At 33.3% G+C, this 16,825-nt stretch carries 19 protein-coding genes; 17 read left to right on the plus strand and 2 right to left on the minus strand.

The window, feature by feature from the left end:
- The first annotated feature begins 30 nt into the window (after positions 1-30).
- From nifE to EVJ46_03555, 5 genes are all read left to right on the plus strand, one after another.
- On the plus strand, positions 31-1,383 hold the full coding sequence (gene nifE / locus EVJ46_03535) for a nitrogenase iron-molybdenum cofactor biosynthesis protein NifE (GenBank protein ID RZD17313.1): 1,353 nt from the start codon (positions 31-33) through the stop codon (positions 1,381-1,383).
- A gap of 53 nt (positions 1,384-1,436) precedes the next feature.
- Positions 1,437-2,870 carry a nitrogenase iron-molybdenum cofactor biosynthesis protein NifN gene (nifN, locus tag EVJ46_03540; GenBank protein RZD17314.1) on the plus strand — a complete coding sequence of 478 codons (1,434 nt, stop codon included), beginning with the start codon at positions 1,437-1,439 and terminating at the stop codon, positions 2,868-2,870.
- A complete protein-coding gene (gene nifX / locus EVJ46_03545; GenBank protein RZD17315.1) occupies positions 2,845-3,249 on the plus strand; it encodes a nitrogen fixation protein NifX in 405 nt (134 codons plus the stop codon). Before nifN ends, nifX begins: the two co-directional genes overlap by 26 nt.
- A 99-nt stretch (positions 3,250-3,348) precedes the next feature.
- Positions 3,349-3,666 carry a P-II family nitrogen regulator gene (locus EVJ46_03550; GenBank protein ID RZD17457.1) on the plus strand — a complete coding sequence of 106 codons (318 nt, stop codon included), beginning with the start codon at positions 3,349-3,351 and terminating at the stop codon, positions 3,664-3,666.
- A gap of 1 nt (position 3,667) precedes the next feature.
- Positions 3,668-4,084, plus strand: coding sequence for a P-II family nitrogen regulator (locus EVJ46_03555; protein RZD17316.1), 417 nt, complete (start codon positions 3,668-3,670; stop codon positions 4,082-4,084).
- A gap of 289 nt (positions 4,085-4,373) precedes the next feature.
- Here the strand turns inward: EVJ46_03555 and EVJ46_03560 are convergent, their stop codons facing one another.
- Positions 4,374-4,694, minus strand: a complete 321-nt coding sequence (locus EVJ46_03560) for a zinc ribbon domain-containing protein (protein RZD17317.1) — start codon at positions 4,692-4,694, stop codon at positions 4,374-4,376.
- Positions 4,695-4,995: 301 nt separating this feature from the next.
- Between EVJ46_03560 and EVJ46_03565 the strand changes: the two genes are divergently transcribed.
- From EVJ46_03565 to EVJ46_03610, 10 genes are all read left to right on the plus strand, one after another.
- On the plus strand, positions 4,996-6,321 hold the full coding sequence (locus EVJ46_03565; GenBank protein RZD17318.1) for an MFS transporter: 1,326 nt from the start codon (positions 4,996-4,998) through the stop codon (positions 6,319-6,321).
- 276 nt (positions 6,322-6,597) lie between these two features.
- Positions 6,598-7,242 carry a Crp/Fnr family transcriptional regulator gene (locus tag EVJ46_03570; protein ID RZD17319.1) on the plus strand — a complete coding sequence of 215 codons (645 nt, stop codon included), beginning with the start codon at positions 6,598-6,600 and terminating at the stop codon, positions 7,240-7,242.
- A 106-nt stretch (positions 7,243-7,348) separates the two neighbouring features.
- Positions 7,349-7,954 carry a hypothetical protein gene (locus EVJ46_03575; GenBank protein RZD17320.1) on the plus strand — a complete coding sequence of 202 codons (606 nt, stop codon included), beginning with the start codon at positions 7,349-7,351 and terminating at the stop codon, positions 7,952-7,954.
- 259 nt (positions 7,955-8,213) lie between these two features.
- Positions 8,214-8,741, plus strand: a complete 528-nt coding sequence (locus EVJ46_03580) for a pantetheine-phosphate adenylyltransferase (GenBank protein RZD17321.1) — start codon at positions 8,214-8,216, stop codon at positions 8,739-8,741.
- Positions 8,725-9,942, plus strand: a complete 1,218-nt coding sequence (locus EVJ46_03585; GenBank protein ID RZD17322.1) for a pyridoxal phosphate-dependent aminotransferase — start codon at positions 8,725-8,727, stop codon at positions 9,940-9,942. The genes EVJ46_03580 and EVJ46_03585 overlap by 17 nt, the downstream gene beginning before the upstream one ends.
- 236 nt (positions 9,943-10,178) lie before the next feature.
- The gene (locus EVJ46_03590) at positions 10,179-10,604 is read left to right on the plus strand and encodes a hypothetical protein (GenBank protein ID RZD17323.1); all 426 of its coding nucleotides are present in this window, start codon (positions 10,179-10,181) and stop codon (positions 10,602-10,604) included.
- Positions 10,541-11,698, plus strand: a complete 1,158-nt coding sequence (locus tag EVJ46_03595; protein ID RZD17324.1) for a hypothetical protein — start codon at positions 10,541-10,543, stop codon at positions 11,696-11,698. Before EVJ46_03590 ends, EVJ46_03595 begins: the two co-directional genes overlap by 64 nt.
- A gap of 167 nt (positions 11,699-11,865) precedes the next feature.
- Entirely contained in the window at positions 11,866-12,873 is a 1,008-nt protein-coding gene (locus tag EVJ46_03600; protein RZD17325.1) for a hypothetical protein, read from the plus strand.
- Positions 12,874-13,048: 175 nt separating this feature from the next.
- Entirely contained in the window at positions 13,049-14,350 is a 1,302-nt protein-coding gene (locus EVJ46_03605; protein ID RZD17326.1) for a hypothetical protein, read from the plus strand.
- 293 nt (positions 14,351-14,643) lie between these two features.
- Entirely contained in the window at positions 14,644-15,192 is a 549-nt protein-coding gene (locus tag EVJ46_03610; GenBank protein ID RZD17327.1) for a sulfite oxidase-like oxidoreductase, read from the plus strand.
- 168 nt (positions 15,193-15,360) lie between these two features.
- Here the strand turns inward: EVJ46_03610 and EVJ46_03615 are convergent, their stop codons facing one another.
- Positions 15,361-15,756 carry a DUF488 family protein gene (locus tag EVJ46_03615; GenBank protein RZD17328.1) on the minus strand — a complete coding sequence of 132 codons (396 nt, stop codon included), beginning with the start codon at positions 15,754-15,756 and terminating at the stop codon, positions 15,361-15,363.
- Positions 15,757-15,891: 135 nt separating this feature from the next.
- Here EVJ46_03615 and EVJ46_03620 point away from each other — a divergent pair, with 135 nt between their 5' ends.
- Entirely contained in the window at positions 15,892-16,410 is a 519-nt protein-coding gene (locus tag EVJ46_03620) for a hypothetical protein (protein ID RZD17329.1), read from the plus strand.
- 60 nt (positions 16,411-16,470) lie between these two features.
- A complete protein-coding gene (locus EVJ46_03625) occupies positions 16,471-16,686 on the plus strand; it encodes a type II toxin-antitoxin system VapC family toxin (GenBank protein RZD17330.1) in 216 nt (71 codons plus the stop codon).
- Positions 16,687-16,825: the final 139 nt, after the last annotated feature.

A 16,825-nucleotide genomic window follows, 5' to 3' on the forward strand; every position in this document is an offset into this window, starting at 1 on the left:
ATAAAACTATAAAAAAAGGAGGCGATTAAAATGCAGCTTAAGGTTAAAGAAGAGTTGTTTGATGAGCCTACATGCGAGCATAATATACAGAAGAAAGAAAAAAAAGCATGCAAAACAGCTGTACCCGGTTCTTCAACCGGAGGATGCGCTCTTGACGGAGCTTATATCGTGCTCAGCCCGATACGCGATGCTCTTCATGTTGTTCATGGGCCGATTAATTGCCTCGGCAACAGCTATAATCAGAGAACATCGGAATCAAAGGGCAATGAAACCTTTTATATGTATGGAATGACTTCTTCGATTAATGAAAATGACCTGATTTTCGGTTCTGAAGATAAATTAAAAAAAGGAATCGTTTATGCGGTAAACAAGTTCAATCCGAAAGGTGTTTTTATCTATAATACCTGCGTACCTGCATTGACAGGGGAAGACATAGGAGGCGTCGCAAGAGAATTAACCGAAAAACTTAATATACCGGTAGTTCCTGTGCAAAGTCAGGGCTTTTCGGGCGGTAAAAATCTTGGAAATAAGATTGCCGGAGATGCGCTCTTTGAATATGTTATAGGGAAAAAAGAACCAAATATTGATATTTTAACCGATTATAATATTAATTTAATAGGCGAATACAACATAAAAGGCGAATTGTTTTTAATTAAAAAAGCGCTTAGCGACAACGGCATTAATTTACTTTCAAATATAACAGGCAATGCAACTATGGAAGAAATAATGTATTCGCATAAAGCAGGGCTAAATGTCGTTGTATGCTCTAAAGCTTTAGTATATTTAGCAAGAAAAATGGAAGAAAAATATGGAATACCTTTTATAGAAGAATCATTTTTCGGATTGTCTTCGACGAATAATGCAATGCTGCATATAGCAGAAAGTTTTAAAGATGCTAAACTAATAGAAAAGGTTAAAAAAAATATTGAGTCAAAGACTAAAATAATACGGAAAGAGATTGAACCGTATAAAAAATTTTTAACCGGCAAAAGAGTTCTTTTATATACAGGCGGTGTTAAAAGCTGGTCTTTAATCTCCGCATTAAATGACCTTGGCATGAAAGTTATAGCGACGGGGGTTAAAAAAAGTACGGAAGAAGATAAAAACAGAATCAAGGAATTTGACGCAAACGGAAATATTATAATGTTAGATAACGGAAACCCAGTTAATCTGATAAAAATGATAAAAGACGAGCAAGCTGATATTCTGCTTGCAGGCGGAAGAAATCAATATACGGCTATAAAATCTTTAATACCGTTTTTAGATGTTAATCAAGAGAGAAGCAATTCTTATACTTCTTACGAAGGCATAGTTCATCTCGGAAGGCAGATTTATCTTGAATTAAACAGTCCGGTTTATGACGTTATCAGAAAAGCAAATTAAAGTTAAGCTCCGCTAAACAAGAAGTTAGCTTATTTTAATAGGAACAAAATATCATGGAAAATATAAAAAACATTGAGATAAATCCTTTAAAAACAAGTTCATCGCTCGGGGCGGTCATTGTTTTCCTCGGTATTAAAAATGCCGTTGTTCTCATGCATGGGTCTCAGGGATGCGCCAGCTTTGACAAGGTTACTTTGACAAAACATTATAGAGAAAATATACCTGTTTATACGACTGCCTTAAATGAACTTGGAGCAATTTTAGGAGGAAGCAGCTATTTAAAAGCCGGGGTTAAGAATATCGCCGATAAAATTAACCCCGCTTTTATAGGTATTACATCTACAGGTTTAAGCGAAGTAAACGGCGAGGATATTCATGCGACTTTTAACGAGTTAAAAAAAGAATTAAAAGAAAGCGGAGATTATGACAATTTAAGTCTGGCTTATGTCAGCACTCCGGATTACGACGGAAATTTTGAAGAGGGATACAAAAATGCCATTCTTTCATTATTGCAGACATTTTGTATAGACGACAGGGAAAATTTGGCAGGTGCTTATAACAATGAAACGATTGATAAAAATAATATAAGAAATATTAGCGATTATAAAAATAACGATAAAAATAAAGATAACGGCGCTAAGGATAAGGATATTAAAAATATACGCGCTAATGTGTTTTGTCCGTTTTCTTTTACTGCTATGGATTTCTTAGAGCTGAGAGACTTATTGGAAGATTTCGGCATAACGCCTGTTATGATACCTGATTTGGGAACTTCGATGGACGGACATCTTGATGAAAACGGCTATTTGCAGACGACATCCGGCGGAACTGATATTGAAGATTTAAAAAAAGCAGGTTTAAATAATTTAAATATAATTATAGGCAGCAGTTTAAAAAGTTTAATTGCACCCGTCAAAAAAATTACCGGATTAAATACTTATTATTTTTCCAATGTCAGCGGATTAAAAAATACGGATTTATTTTTTAAATTTCTTGAAGAAATATCTTTGAGAAAGACTCCTGAAAGATATAAAAGACAGAAAAGACAATTAATGGATGCATATTTAGATACGCATTTTTACTTTTTAGGCAAAAATATTGCAATAGCAGAGGGAATTGATATATTAGATTCATTTTCTGAAGTACTGAGCGAAGTCGGAGCGAATATTAAAATAGGAGTAACAACATCAAAAGCTTATGAAAATTTAAAAAACAGATTTGAAATTTTAACAGAAGGCGATATTGATTTATTTGGCGAACTTATTGAAAATGATGGCAACGGTATAGACCTTGTAATTTCAAACTCTAATGCCGGATACACTGCTGAAAAAATAGGCGTGCCTATTTTAAAAGCCGGTTTCCCTCTAATAGACCGGATAGGGCATAATTTTAAACATTATATACTGTATAAGGGCAGCGCTAATCTGGTATATGAAGCTGCGAATCTGTTAATGTCTGTTAATGAAAAACTCATGGAGGAGGTATAATATGAAAGTAGGGTTTACGACAACCGACAATGTTTTTATCAATGACCATTTTGGATGGGCAAAAAAAATTGCAATTTATGATGTCACAGAATCAGGCTTTGATTTTATTGAATTAAGGGAGTTTGAGGCAGAAGAAGATGAGATTGAAAAAATAGAAAAAAAAATTGCAAAATTGAGAGATTTAAAAATAATATTTGTTGAAAGTATAGGCGGTACTGCTGCTGCAAAAGTAGTCAGTTCGGGTATTCATCCGGTTAAGTCAAAACCTGATGATAAAATAGTAACCGTTCTTGAAAATTTAAAAGGAGTTTTATCAACCAATCCGCCGCCATGGCTAAAAAAAATTATAATGAAAGATAAAATGGCAAATATTGCATAGCTGCACAATTACTGTTTTTATTTTTAATAGGAACATTTAGAATACATTTTAATAATGATTTAATAACAATTTAAGAAGGAGAAGAAAATTATGGAATCTATGGAAATGATTAGAGCAATAATCAGACCTGAAAAAGAGAAAGATGTTTTAAAAGGGCTTGAAGCAGGCGGTTTTATATCAGTCACCAAGATGCATGTTTTTGGAAGGGGCAAACAAAAAGGTATAAAGGTGGGGCAGGTTGTTTATGATGAACTGCCTAAACTTGAGCTTATGATGGTTGTAAGTAAAAATGATGCAGAAAAAGTATGCGACATTATACAGGAAAATGCATATACAGGCAATATAGGCGACGGAAAAATATTCGTGGTGCCGGTCAGTCATACTTATACTGTGAGAACAGGCGCGGAGGGACTTTAATATGGAATCAAAATTTGAAGAAAAAGCAGTTGAGATACTGGCAGTAATTAGAAGACATAAATTTCAGGAAACGAAAGAAATGCTCGCGGATGCCGGTTATGTTCAGATGACATTCTATTCTGTACACGGCAGAGGCAAACAGAAAGGACACGGCGGTTTAGCTAATGAGCTGGACCCGGGATTAGATGCAATAAGCAAAAATAAAAACAATATGGAAGCGGCAGATAACGATTATCATTTTTTGCCGAAAAGAATGCTTTCTATAGTAGTACCGGAAAGCGAAATGCCAAAAGCAGTAAAGATTATAATGGACATTAATAAAACTGGATTTTACGGAGATGGAAAAATATTTGTTATACCCGTTGGATTTGTTGAAAGAATAAGAACTTCAGAAGAAGGACTGTACGCTCTGGCATAAATTTTAAAATTTTTAAAAGTTCCTTAATTCTGCATATAATTTAAATTATAATTATTTAATAATTATTTTTTCAATTCTACTTCAGTATTAAGGAACTCTTAGTTATTTCTTTTTTGTTGACGGTTTTTTAGTTTCTTTTTTTATCGGTTTATTTGCCATAATTAAACTCACCTCCTCCATTTTTTAAACGCTGTACGATGTATTTTTTAATATCGGTATTACGTTATATATAAAACATTATATTATATATAAAATAATAAATGATAGTATTAAATTATTTGATTTAATTTTATTTTTTTGTGGAATCCGAAGTGCAAGACCCGCCCGTTCCGCAGGAACATGACGGAGCTGCCGCCGTTGAAACTGCTGCGTCGCTTTTCTCTGTGCTGTGATGATGAGCGGCTGCAGGCGACGATGACGATGGTTTGCTTCCGCTTCCATAGTCGGTTTTATACCATCCTGACCCTTTTAGAACAAAACTAGAATTTGAAATTAATTTTTCAAGTTTTCCTCCGCATTTAGAGCATACTTCCAACGGTTTTTCGTTTATTTTTTGGATTACTTCCGTTGTATCCCCGCATTTAGTGCATTTATATTCTCTTATAGGCATATTAAAACCTCCGTTGATATATTTTTATATAACATATAAATTGTATTATATCTGACTATTATATCATAATTAAATTAAAAATAAAATATTTAAGGCATCGTAATGTATTTAAAAAAATTTAAAAATATCTTATAATACTTGTTGCGTTTATATTATAATATGGATATTCTATTTACCTTATAATTAAAATAATCATAGTGCGGATAAAATATAGCTATAAAGAAAGATACAAAGATATTAAAAAAAGATATTAAAAAAATACACGAAAGAGATATCAAGATAAAAATTGAGGCATATTTATATGCAAACAGACGGCACTAAAGTTAAAAACGATATAAAATCCGATAGCATTAAGGACACCGGCGGCAAATGGCTTAACAGCAATGTTCTTTTTATATCATTATCAGCTTTTTTTGCCGATTTAGGCTATCAGGCTGTTCTGGTAATGTTTCCTATTTTTTTAGTTCTTGACTTGCACAGCTCCATTATTTATTTTGGCATAGCCTCAGCTATAAGCTATGGAATAGGCGCCTTTTTCGGCTACTTTGGGGGGCGTGCAGGAGACAGATTCGGACATAAAAAAATTGCTATTATAGGAAATCTCTTAATACCGTTGCTTTCATTTACCGGTTTCAGCATATATCCGGCAGAGGCGGTCGCGTTTTTCTCAACAGGGTGGTGGTCAAGAAATTTCAGGTCTCCTTCAAGAAGGGTTCTTCTTTCAAGGTCTGTTTTTAAAGAATTTTACGGTAAAGCTTTCGGTTTTTTGCATGCTCTTGATGAAGGAGGCGGTTTTTTTGCCGGCATTTACGCGTTGATACTTTTTGCATATCATGTGCAGACAAAATTTATTTTGCTTATAACGGTTGTACCCCTGTTAATTTCTACATTTTTTCTTACGCTTATATCCAAAAAAAAATTAATTAACAATCCGCCTGCCAATCCGGAAAAAATCAGTAACGATAATACAATTAAAAATAATACGATACATAACAATAATTCTGCTAATATTGCAGCTGACAATAACGTTAATGCCAAGCTTAGCAGCATAAGTTCGGCAAAACCCAAAGATGCCGATTTAAATGAAAATTTATTTAAAAGGATACTGATTGCAACTTCTCTATACGGTTTCAGTTCTTTCAGTTTCGGATTTCCTATTTTAACAATTGCCCAGTCTTCAAAAAACGATGAATTAGGCATTCTGTCGTATATTTTATTTTTTGCTTTTACATCTCTTACAGGTTTGATAGCCGGAAAAACAATACTTAAAACAGTAAAAAAATTGGGATTCGGTTATTTTCTCACGTTTATAGGTTCGTCTGGAATGGCTGCAGTATTTTTCTTCTCTCTGAATCCGTTATTGTATTATGTTGCGGTAGCTTTTCTGGGTGTTTCTTTAGGGATTATAGAAACGTTGGAGCCTACGGCTGTAAGTATAATCTCCAAAAACGACAAGAGGGGAAAAGGCATGGGCGCTTTAACGGCGGCAAGAAGCATCGGAATATTCGGCGGCAATATTATTATGGGGCTTTTGTACTCCGTCGGAGCCGACTATTCTTATTTATATGCCGGTCTTTTAAGTCTCGCAGCGGCTATAATAATATACGCGTCAAAATCTGAAATTTAAAAAATAAAAGATATAGCATAAAAGATACAAAATACAAGATGATGTAGTATTATAGCATATTAGATAAAAATTTAAGATATAGAATTATAACTTAATATTGCAATAGAAAATATTTATGCATTTCTTTGCTCGGTTAAGCGAAATATAAGTAAAAAGTAAAAGGTGTCTAAAGTAAAAGGTGTCTGACACCTTTTCCGAGTAGATAACTTTCTATTGCAGGATTAAGAATATAGAGTTATACAATAAATTTATAATTTTATAATAATACTTATAAATATGAGCAATTTTGAAGAAATAAAAAACATAGAATATTTTAAAACATTAAGCGAAGATAAAATCGCTGAAGTAGCAGGTGTTTTAAAAGAAGAAAATTATGAAGCTGAAGAAAATTTATTTATTGAAGGCGAAAGATCCAAGGGTATCTACTTTGTTAAAAGCGGTACGATAAAAATTTACAAATCTTCAAAAGACGGAAAAGAGCAAATTTTAAAATTATGTTATGCAGGCGAGTCATTTAACGACGTCACGGTGTTCAGCGCAAATATAAATCCTGCCTCTGCAGATGCCGTTAATAAATCTTCCGTTTTCCTGCTTTCGAAAGAAAACTTGGAAAATTTAATATTTAAATATCCGGAAATTTCATTTAATATAATAAGAAGCTTGACAGATAAACTCAGATTTCTGACAAGCAGGATTGAAGACCTTTCCTTAAAGCATACACAGGAAAGAATAGGCAAGATACTGCTGCTTTTTGAAGGACAGAAACTGAGTCAAAAAATGATAGCGGATATTGCCGGCACCGCAAGAGAGGTAGTGTCACGAGCCTTACGGGAATTTTCCAATATGGATATTATCAGATTAAACAAAAGAGAAATAGAAATAATCGATAAAGGCAAATTAAAAAAATTAGTAGACAAATAAAATCAATAGAATCAATAATAGTGAATAGATTAGCCGGATAGAAAATTAACAAATCAACAAACAGTCAAAGATAAAAAGATAAAAAGATAAATAAATAGTTAAATAAATCGTGAGAATAATAAGCGGCACTCTCAAAGGCAGAAAAATTCCGAATGTTTTTAACGTCAAAGATGTAAACCCTTCATCTGATATGATAAAAGGTGCCCTGTTCAGCATTTTAGGCGATGAAATAAATAATAAAATTTTTTGCGATTTATATGCCGGCACAGGCAATATCGGATTCGAAGCATTATCAAGAGGGGCAGACTCATGCATTTTTCTGGAAAGTTTTAAAAAAATGGCATTACTTATAGGTAAGACGGCTAATGAATTTAAAGTTAAAGATAAAGTTAAAACAATTTGCGGCGATGTTATAAATTTAATTAATAAAAATTTTTTAGAGACATATTTGCCGGATATTATTTTTCTAGATCCGCCCTACGAATTACGGCTTGGCGGAAAAACTTTAGAAGCTATCGCAGGCAAAGTTTCTTGCCGCTCATGCGCATGCGATTATCGCCCGCTGATAATTGTCCAGCACGATAAAAAAGAAATCCTGCAAAATAGATATGAAGATTATTTTTTAACGAAAGAAAAAATATACGGCAGGTCTGCTCTGTCTTTTTATGAAAATATTTACGAATATAAAAAGACGGCTAAAGACGATTTATAAATTATAAATTACAATATAATTAAATTAATGTAAGGTGTCTCGGCAATCTGCTATTTTCTTCGCAATCTGTTTTATAGTTCACTATTAGATGCATCCGTCGAACAGCCTAATGTTAATGTTTTATTGCTTTTTTTTGCTGTTTATGATAAAAATATAGCTTATAGTATGGATAAATTTATGGGCAGATTAATTGGAGATGCCTTTTTATATTTTTCATGTTGTGATTTATAATAATAATTCTCAAGCAGGTCCGATGACTATGGCTAAAAAAAATATAGCCGTTTATCCGGGTTCGTTTGACCCTGTTACTTTCGGTCATATAGACATTTTAAAAAGAAGTCTTAACATATTTGATAAGGTTATAATCGCTGTCGCATGCAATAGGAAAAAAGGTTATCTTTTTGGTCAGGAAGAAAGGGTTAAACTTATTAAAGACACGATAAAAAGCATAGATGAAATCGAAGACGATAGGGTTGAGATTGTTGCGCTCAGCGGTTTATTGGTAAAATTTGTAGAAAGTATAAATGCGCGTGTTATAATAAGGGGGCTCAGGGCTGTATCCGATTTCGAATACGAACTGCAGCTTGCTACCACAAATAGAACATTAAACCCGGATATAGAAACTATTTTTATGATGACGGCGGAAAAGTACTCATTTCTAAGTTCTACCATAGTAAGAGAAATATCCCGTCTCGGAGGCGATGTTTCTACTATGGTGCCGCTTTTAATATCCGAAGAACTTCAAAAGTTATATTCTAAAGGAGATAGAGATGAAACTCTCATGTAGGGCGTCGCTGATTAAACCTTCTGCAACGCTTGCAATAACGGCAAAAGCTAAAAAACTTAAATCGGAAGGTAAGGACGTCGTTGGTTTCGGCGCCGGAGAACCGGATTTTGATACGCCTTCTTATATAAAAGACGCCGTAAAAGATGCATTAGACAAAGGTTTAACAAAATATACGCCTGTATCCGGCATAGACGAACTTAAAAGCGCCGTCCACGATAAATTTTTGACAGATTACGGCGTCAATTATGAAAATAACGAGATTTTAGTTTCATGCGGAGGCAAACATAGTCTATATAATTTATTTATGGTTTTGCTTGATGAAGGCGATGAAGTCATTATACCTTCGCCCTACTGGGTTTCTTATACCGAAATAGTAAAACTTGCAGGAGGCGTGCCGGTTCTTGTAGATACTTCATCAAATGGTTTTAAGTTTAACCTTGATATGCTTAAAGAAAGCTATAGTTCCAGAACTAAAGCCGTAATTATAAACAGTCCTTCAAATCCCACAGGCGTGATGATGAATGATAAAGACCTGATAGACATTGCCATGTTTGCGGTTGAAAAAGATTTGCTTATCGTTACTGACGATATATACGAAAAAATAGTATTTGACGATAAGAAATTTTTTAATGTATTAATGGTTGACAAATCATTAAAAGAAAATACCGTTGCAGTTAATGCCGTTTCTAAAACATATTCTATGACCGGTTTTAGGATAGGATATGCCGCAGGGAAAAAGGAAATAATTTCGGCAATGAATAATCTGCAATCGCAAAGTACATCAAATCCTACATCGTTTGCTCAATACGGAGCGCTTGCGGCTTTAAGGGGAAATCTTGATTTTACGGTAAAAATGAAAGAAGAATTTGAAAAAAGACGCAATTATATGCTGGAATTTTTTGCAACCGAAATTAAAAACATAAATCCTGTAAAACCGGACGGAGCTTTTTATATTTTTGCCGATGTATCTGAAGTGCTAAAAAGCGGCAGCGGCGCTATAGATTCATCTGCTAAGTTTTGCTCCTATCTGTTAGATTCGTATTTAGTCGCAGCCGTTCCAGGCATAGAATTCGGAAACGATAATTTTATACGGCTTTCGTTTGCTACAAGTTTTGACGTAATAAAAGAAGGGCTTCGCAGAATAAAAGAGGCGTCAAAGCCGGAAAACTTGAATAAAATAAATTTAAATAAATTTAAATAAATTTAAATTAAATTAATTATACCAACTAAACATAAGGTTAAATGAAAAGTTATTTAACCCAACTTCATCATAATTATCAGCAACATATTGTGATTTATATCAATGGGTTATTATCAAAAAGATATCAGATTTATTTTTTTGTGTACGCAACATTTAATTTATAAAGAAAATATTTGCAAAAAAATTAATCTGATGCCTTGTCAAAACATAATAATTGACTTTTAGAGGAGATTTGCATGTCAGATTTAGAACGAAGAATATTAAAATTTCTTGAAAACAGTAAAAAAAATACCTCGAGTAAAAAGGACGGCGCTTCCGGCGGCGGAACTTTAAATTTTATAAAGAATATTCTAAAATCACCATTATTTATAATTTCATATATTGTTATCGTTTTTACAAAAATTAAAAGGTTTATGTACGCCAATAATATCCTTTTCAAGTCAAAAGACCCGGGTATTTTTACTGTAAGCATAGGCAATATCAATATGGGCGGGTCAGGCAAAACGCCGCTTGTTTATTCGCTTGCCTCTTATTTATACAATAAAGGTTTTAAACCTTGCGTAGTTAGCCGCGGGTATGGGGCTAACTTAAAAAAAAAATCTATATTGCCGGATGGGAATACGATAATAAGCATCTGCTCTCCGACGAAACTCTCCTTTTAATAGAAAAATTTAAATCTTTAAATCAAGAAGTACCTGTAGTGGTGTCAAAAAACAGATTTAAGGCTTCTATGCTATGTCTTCAAGAGACTACTTATGTAAATTTGCGCGATCTTTACGAAACAGAGTCATTTGATTTTAATAACGTAGACGACAACATCAGCGGCATTTCGGAAAACTTCGAAAATGAAAACGAAACCGAAAATGAAAATGCATCTGCAGTTGTGACCGCAGCCGCAACAGATGCCGATTCTGTTAGAGAGCCGGTTCATGCCGCAGTCGGCGGCGGTATCGATGTCAATAATAACAGCCATTATGATGATGGCGAATTTTCGTCTCACTGCGCATACGGCGATGTTCACGATAAGTATGAAAAATACAAAAGAATAAGCATTATAGATGACGGTTTTACCGCATTAAATATTAAGAAAAATTTAAATATTATTCTTATAGACGGAACTAAAAATTTATTCGGACAGTTTGTCATTCCGGCAGGTGTTTTAAGAGAGCCGGCATCTTCCGTAAGATATGCAGATTGTATTATAATTTCTAAAACGGCAGAACACGATTTGTCATTAGAGGCAGAGATAAGAAAATATAACAAATCATGTCCGATATTCTATTCTTATTATGTACCGTCAAATATCAAAGGCGGATTAGGCGGAAGAGAGGTGATTCCGTGCGGACAGGCATCAAACGGCAATGAAATGGCGGCAAAAAAAGCGGCAGTTATTTGCGGTATAGGCAATCCAGAGTATTTTTATAAAAATATAAAAAGCTGCGGGTTTTATATATCAGATACGTTTGAGTATGGCGACCATCATAATTATAAATACGAAGACATATTAAAGTTAAAATCGATAACGGATAGTCATGAAGATATAACAATTATTACCACGTTAAAAGATTATGTAAAGCTGAAGAATTTCAGGCTGAAGTTTCCAGACGTTATAGATAAATTATATTATTTAGACTTTGAAGTAAAAATCGACGGCGAATTTTATGATTTTATTATAGAAAAATATTTTGATTATATAGGAAATATAAAATCGGAATTAGCTGATAAAGTTAAAAATTCTTTAGCAATAAATCAATAAAAACAAATAGTTTTGCCGACAATAAAAATATCAATAAACGCAATATCAATAAAAAAATTGCAGATAGCAACAAAAATGATAAAAAAAGAATGATAATTGATAATACGGATAACAATAATACAATAGTCATTAAACAGTAAAATTATTAAACAATAAATAAACTATAAATGAAAAAAAATCTAATTGCAGGGAAAGCGGAATATTTTTTGGTAAAAAGCTTTTATATAATTCTAAATATTTTGCCTGTAAATTGTGCATTAGCTTTTGGCAGATTTTTGGGCATAACATTTTACAGATTAGATAAAAAACATGCAAAAAACGTTATAAATAATTTAAAGATAGCTTTTGGGGCAAGCGGAGAAAATGGCGGTGAACATAAAAATGATAAAGAATTAAAGAAAATAGCAGTAAATTTTTATAAAAATCTCGGTATGGTTTTTATCGAGATTTTCAGGTTAAATAAATATAATAAAGAAAACATAGATAATTTTGTAGAAACCGATTTTAGCAATATTAAAGATATATATGGTAAAGAGCCGATTCTTTTATTGACTGCGCATTTCGGAAATTGGGAGCTGCTGGCAAAAACATTCAGTCTTAAGGGATACAAAGGAAATGTCCTTGCAAGACCGTTAGACAATGAATATATAGAGCAGATACTTTACAGATTAAGAACTGCTTCCGGCAACAAGGTAATTTATAACAGAGAAAATGCCGTTAAAGAAATATTAACGGCAATCAACAACAATGAGATAATAGGATTTCTTCCTGATGAAAATGCGTCTAAAAGAATAGGCGTTTTTGTAGATTTTTTCGGAAAATCCGCATGTACAATGCCGGGCATCGCAAATATTGCTGCTAAAACCAGAGCGACTATCGTGCCGGCATTTATTGTCAGACAAACTGAGCATAGTAGTGCCGTGCATTTAAACAACAGTGCGTCTGCCTATAGCGGCAGTAATGCAGTTAATGCAGTTGCGGAAAATAAAATAAATTACAGCAGACATAAATTAATTATAGGAAAACCGCTGAAAATTGACTATACCGGCAACAGAAAAGAAGATGTTATAAATATTCTAAATATTTTTCACAGAACGATAGAAGATATTGTCAGGGAATATCCCGAACAATGGTTCTGGATTCACAACAGGTGGAAAACAAGACCTGATAAGTAGAAGAAATATAATCATATTATTTATTATTTGACAATTTATGATAAAATGATATGATAACGAAAAAATCGTAATAAGAAAATAGAAAATATAAACAATAAATATAAACAATAAATATAACAATAAATATAAAAAATTGTATAAGGTGTTACGCAGTTTTGAAAATAAGGGGACAATAATGCTGCTAAAAAAAATAATTAAAATTATTAAAAAAAATTTTAATTTTAGCGGAAAAAATCGTATTAAATTCTCGTTTGTTGTTTTATTGTCTCTATTTATTACAGTTGCAGCCCCGATTGGCGTCGCAGAAGCGAGCGGGACGATAACCGGCATTACACCGTCAAATAATTACAATCAAAGCTCCGGCAGCGCAGGAAACGTTACCGGTCTGCAGCCGCCTGTTAACGGCGGCAATCCGGGCGGTATGTTTAATGCTAAATCTTATTACCCCGCCGGCAGCGCAGGTTCAAGCAGTCCCTTCAAATGGTGGGGCGTTAATTTGGATTTATCGCCGTTTGTGAGTCAAAATTACTCAAATCCCATAAGCCAGATTGACAATATTTCCGATACGATAACCGGAATTAACAACAAGTCTGTTACGGTTCCGTTAAATTACAGTTTAAACAATTCAAATTTTAACGGCAACGGATTGGCATTGAGATATCATTCGTTTAATCATATTATTTCCGTGGGCGATTTTTTGCCTCCGCCTATTTCATGGATTTTATTTTTTATTCCAAGCATTAAAGATAAATATTATTATTCAAGTTCAAATTTTAATTTGAGTTATGTTGACAGTTCCAATTTAACTATGAATACAACAGATGCAACTATAACAGGTAAAATGCAGGAAGTATTTCTAAGATACTACTGGAGTCCGTTAGGCGTGGACTATCCGGTTAGTTTGGATAACCATAAGATAACTTTGGTTCCATATGCAAATCTGGGAATCGGCGGCTTTACAGATTTTTTCTATGCGCATGATTTTACTTCAACTAACCCGAATGACCTTCTGTATGTCGCTTTAACAAATCCGCAGGCAGCTAATGATCAATATGCTCAAGGATTGTATGGGTTGGGAATGCGATACGGCGCGGGAGTTCAGGTATTTGCTAAACATCTTTCCGGTCAAGTGTCTTTTCATATATTACCTTATAATTTTAAAAGAGGTTTTGCAGCGCCTGGTTTTATAGCCGCAAATCAAGGTGCGTCGCTGCCTTCTCCAAGTATGACCGAAGATATTTTTGATGCCGGCGTTCACTATAATTTTATATCTAACTGGTATGTCGGTTTAAATTATGAATACGATTCTTTTCATGTAGGCTCAATAGGGCAAACGCCTATAAGTTTGTCTAATGTGAATGTAACGCAGCAGAGCGGCGATACATCAGTCAATTCAAATGTGACCGCCGACAATTTTTATAACGGCGGAACAATGAAAAATAATTATTTGTATTTAACTATAGGATATAATTTTTAAATCTTAGATAGCACAATATCAATATCTATATGCATTAAAAAGTATCCCGTCATTGAATCAAGAAGCCTATTAAACGAAGTACAGCGAAGCTCATTCATTGATAGGCAGTTCACCAATATGATATAATATAATATAATATGATATGATATTGTATTTGTTATAGATAGTATTTATATATATGTATTGTTTATTTATATTTATTTTCGTTTTAGAATAAGGAATCCTCGTGCTTATAGCTTGGGGAGAGAATTAATTAACTGCAGGATATATTTTGAGGATATATTTGAGAAAAAATGATACCGCCGAATCAAAAAAAAGTAGATGAACTTATTCAGCTTGACTTAGGATATATTCCGGATGTCAGCGTTGATGATTATAGCCTTACGATAAATGGTCTGGTAGATAACCCTTTAGTATTAACCTATCAAGATGTAGTGAATATGGCAAACGATAAAGTTATAGACGATTTTCATTGCGTTACTGGCTGGACTAAAGAATCTGCCGAATGGGAAGGCGTTTTATCAAAAAACATTGCCGCTATCGTTCATCCTGATAAAAATGCAAAGTATGTTCTGATAGGCTCTTACGATGGCTACACTACAAATGTAGGGATTGATTTTTTCGTTAAAGATAAATCGATACTTGCGATTAAGTACGGCGGAGAGACGTTGAGCCGAGAACACGGTTATCCGCTGCGATTAGTCATTTCCGATAAATATGCATATAAAAGCGCTAAGTGGGTTAAGGTTATTACGTTTTTAGATAAAGAAGAGCTTGGATACTGGGAAAAAAGAGGATATTCTAACGGCGCAGACCCATTCAAAGAAGAAAGATATGCTTAGCCGTTTAGCTGTTAGCTGGGTAATTCGTATAGTTGTTCCATAATCATAATCAAAAATATATATTCTAAAATAATCAACTATATAGAAAAGAAAAAATTAATAAAAAATGTTTATAATAATAAGATAAATAAAATAATAAGATAAATGATAGAATAATTGGGATATGATTTATTTGTGTAATATAAATTCTTTCAAAACAGCGGCATTATTATTTATTTCGTCTTTAAGGCCGTACAATAAAGTTACGTTTTTGTTTCCGGTTTTTAACAGTCTTAATATTTCCGCAATGGGATTAACCGAATCCTTATCTTTCTTGATCGAAAAATCGTGCGTGGCATTGTAGTATCCAGAAAGCTCTTCCAAATACATTGTTTTAAATTCGTTAAAATTTATCGCCGAATCATGAAACGATTTTCTCAGTTCGTTAGAAGGGGCTATATCTTTAAACCAGAAATTTATTTTCGCCCTTTCTTTGCTCATACCTCTCGGCCATAACCTGTCCACTAATATTCTTATACCGTCGTCATCGGACGGCTTGTCGTAAATTCTTTTTATATTCAGCATATTTTTTCCTCCGCTATATGATATATGAATTAATTATATCTTAAAAAAAGTTAAAAATGTACCAAAATGCAAAATTTTAATGTATAATTAAATAAAAGAACAAAAATTTACTAATTTATTGAAGTTACGAATAAAATGACTGAAAACGAATTTAAAAACATTTTAAAAAACGGAGATTTTAAAGAGCGGTTTAATGCCGTAAGCATGGCAGATCCCGCTTATTTAATTTATGCCGTAAATGATAAAGACGAAAACGTAAGATATAAAGTCGCCTCAAGAATACCCGCCGAAAATTTAACATCCCTAATAAACGACCCGTTTAAAGAAGTCCGTTTAATCGTCGCAAAAAGAATCGACCCAAAAGAGCTTCCAAAAATGATGAATGACAGATCTTTCTGGGTAAGACATGCGGCAGCCGAGAGAATAGACGAATCTTTTCTGCCTTCGTTAATATATGATAAAGAACCAATAGTAAGAATTAAAGTTGCCGAAAGAATATCACCTGAATATTTAAAGGATATGATGCATGACCCCGAAGCGCTTGTAAGAAAGGCGGTGTCGAAAAGAATCCCTAAAGAATATCTGCCTTTAATGAAAGACGACGAAAGCGAAAGCGTCAGAAATATCGTTGCCGAAAGGATGTCGAAGTTATAAAAAAAGTTCTCGTTATTTAATATTCTTTTTACTTTTCAGGCTGCCGAGGTTTATTCGGGAATGAAGGGAAAAGAGGAAAGAAAAACTCGTGAAGTTATAGAAAGTTTTTATTTTTTAGATATAAATAAACAAATAGCCGAATTAACAGATACATATATAAATAAATACAGAAAGTTACATCAAATAGAGTTTGCAGATGCAATTATAGGAGCTTTGGCAAAAAATTACAATTTTAGATTATTTACATTAAATACAAAGAACTATCCCCATGCTTGACAAAGATGATTTCATATCCAAATAAAGAAATAACTCTGTAAAAGTTGGTTAAATCTGTAATAATGGCACCTGATTTATTCATTGATGTCATTGAAAGAACAAAACCAGCTTTCAGTAATCGCCAAAATAAATATGAATT

The organism is Candidatus Acididesulfobacter guangdongensis, assembly GCA_004195045.1.
Taxonomy (GTDB): Bacteria; SZUA-79; SZUA-79; order Acidulodesulfobacterales; family Acidulodesulfobacteraceae; genus Acididesulfobacter; species Acididesulfobacter guangdongensis.

Bases quoted from the DNA above. Each gene is read 5' to 3' on its own strand.
- nifE (RZD17313.1), top strand. From the start codon at position 31: ATGCAGCTTAAGGTTAAAGAAGAGTTGTTTGATGAGCCTACATGCGAG.
- nifN (RZD17314.1), top strand. From the start codon at position 1,437: ATGGAAAATATAAAAAACATTGAGATAAATCCTTTAAAAACAAGTTCA.
- nifX (RZD17315.1), top strand. From the start codon at position 2,845: ATGAAAAACTCATGGAGGAGGTATAATATGAAAGTAGGGTTTACGACA.
- EVJ46_03550 (RZD17457.1), top strand. From the start codon at position 3,349: ATGGAAATGATTAGAGCAATAATCAGACCTGAAAAAGAGAAAGATGTT.
- EVJ46_03555 (RZD17316.1), top strand. From the start codon at position 3,668: ATGGAATCAAAATTTGAAGAAAAAGCAGTTGAGATACTGGCAGTAATT.
- EVJ46_03560 (RZD17317.1), bottom strand. From the start codon at position 4,694: ATGCCTATAAGAGAATATAAATGCACTAAATGCGGGGATACAACGGAA.
- EVJ46_03565 (RZD17318.1), top strand. From the start codon at position 4,996: ATGCAAACAGACGGCACTAAAGTTAAAAACGATATAAAATCCGATAGC.
- EVJ46_03570 (RZD17319.1), top strand. From the start codon at position 6,598: ATGAGCAATTTTGAAGAAATAAAAAACATAGAATATTTTAAAACATTA.
- EVJ46_03580 (RZD17321.1), top strand. From the start codon at position 8,214: ATGGCTAAAAAAAATATAGCCGTTTATCCGGGTTCGTTTGACCCTGTT.
- EVJ46_03585 (RZD17322.1), top strand. From the start codon at position 8,725: ATGAAACTCTCATGTAGGGCGTCGCTGATTAAACCTTCTGCAACGCTT.
- EVJ46_03590 (RZD17323.1), top strand. From the start codon at position 10,179: ATGTCAGATTTAGAACGAAGAATATTAAAATTTCTTGAAAACAGTAAA.
- EVJ46_03600 (RZD17325.1), top strand. From the start codon at position 11,866: ATGAAAAAAAATCTAATTGCAGGGAAAGCGGAATATTTTTTGGTAAAA.
- EVJ46_03605 (RZD17326.1), top strand. From the start codon at position 13,049: ATGCTGCTAAAAAAAATAATTAAAATTATTAAAAAAAATTTTAATTTT.
- EVJ46_03610 (RZD17327.1), top strand. From the start codon at position 14,644: ATGATACCGCCGAATCAAAAAAAAGTAGATGAACTTATTCAGCTTGAC.
- EVJ46_03615 (RZD17328.1), bottom strand. From the start codon at position 15,756: ATGCTGAATATAAAAAGAATTTACGACAAGCCGTCCGATGACGACGGT.
- EVJ46_03620 (RZD17329.1), top strand. From the start codon at position 15,892: ATGACTGAAAACGAATTTAAAAACATTTTAAAAAACGGAGATTTTAAA.
- EVJ46_03625 (RZD17330.1), top strand. From the start codon at position 16,471: ATGAAGGGAAAAGAGGAAAGAAAAACTCGTGAAGTTATAGAAAGTTTT.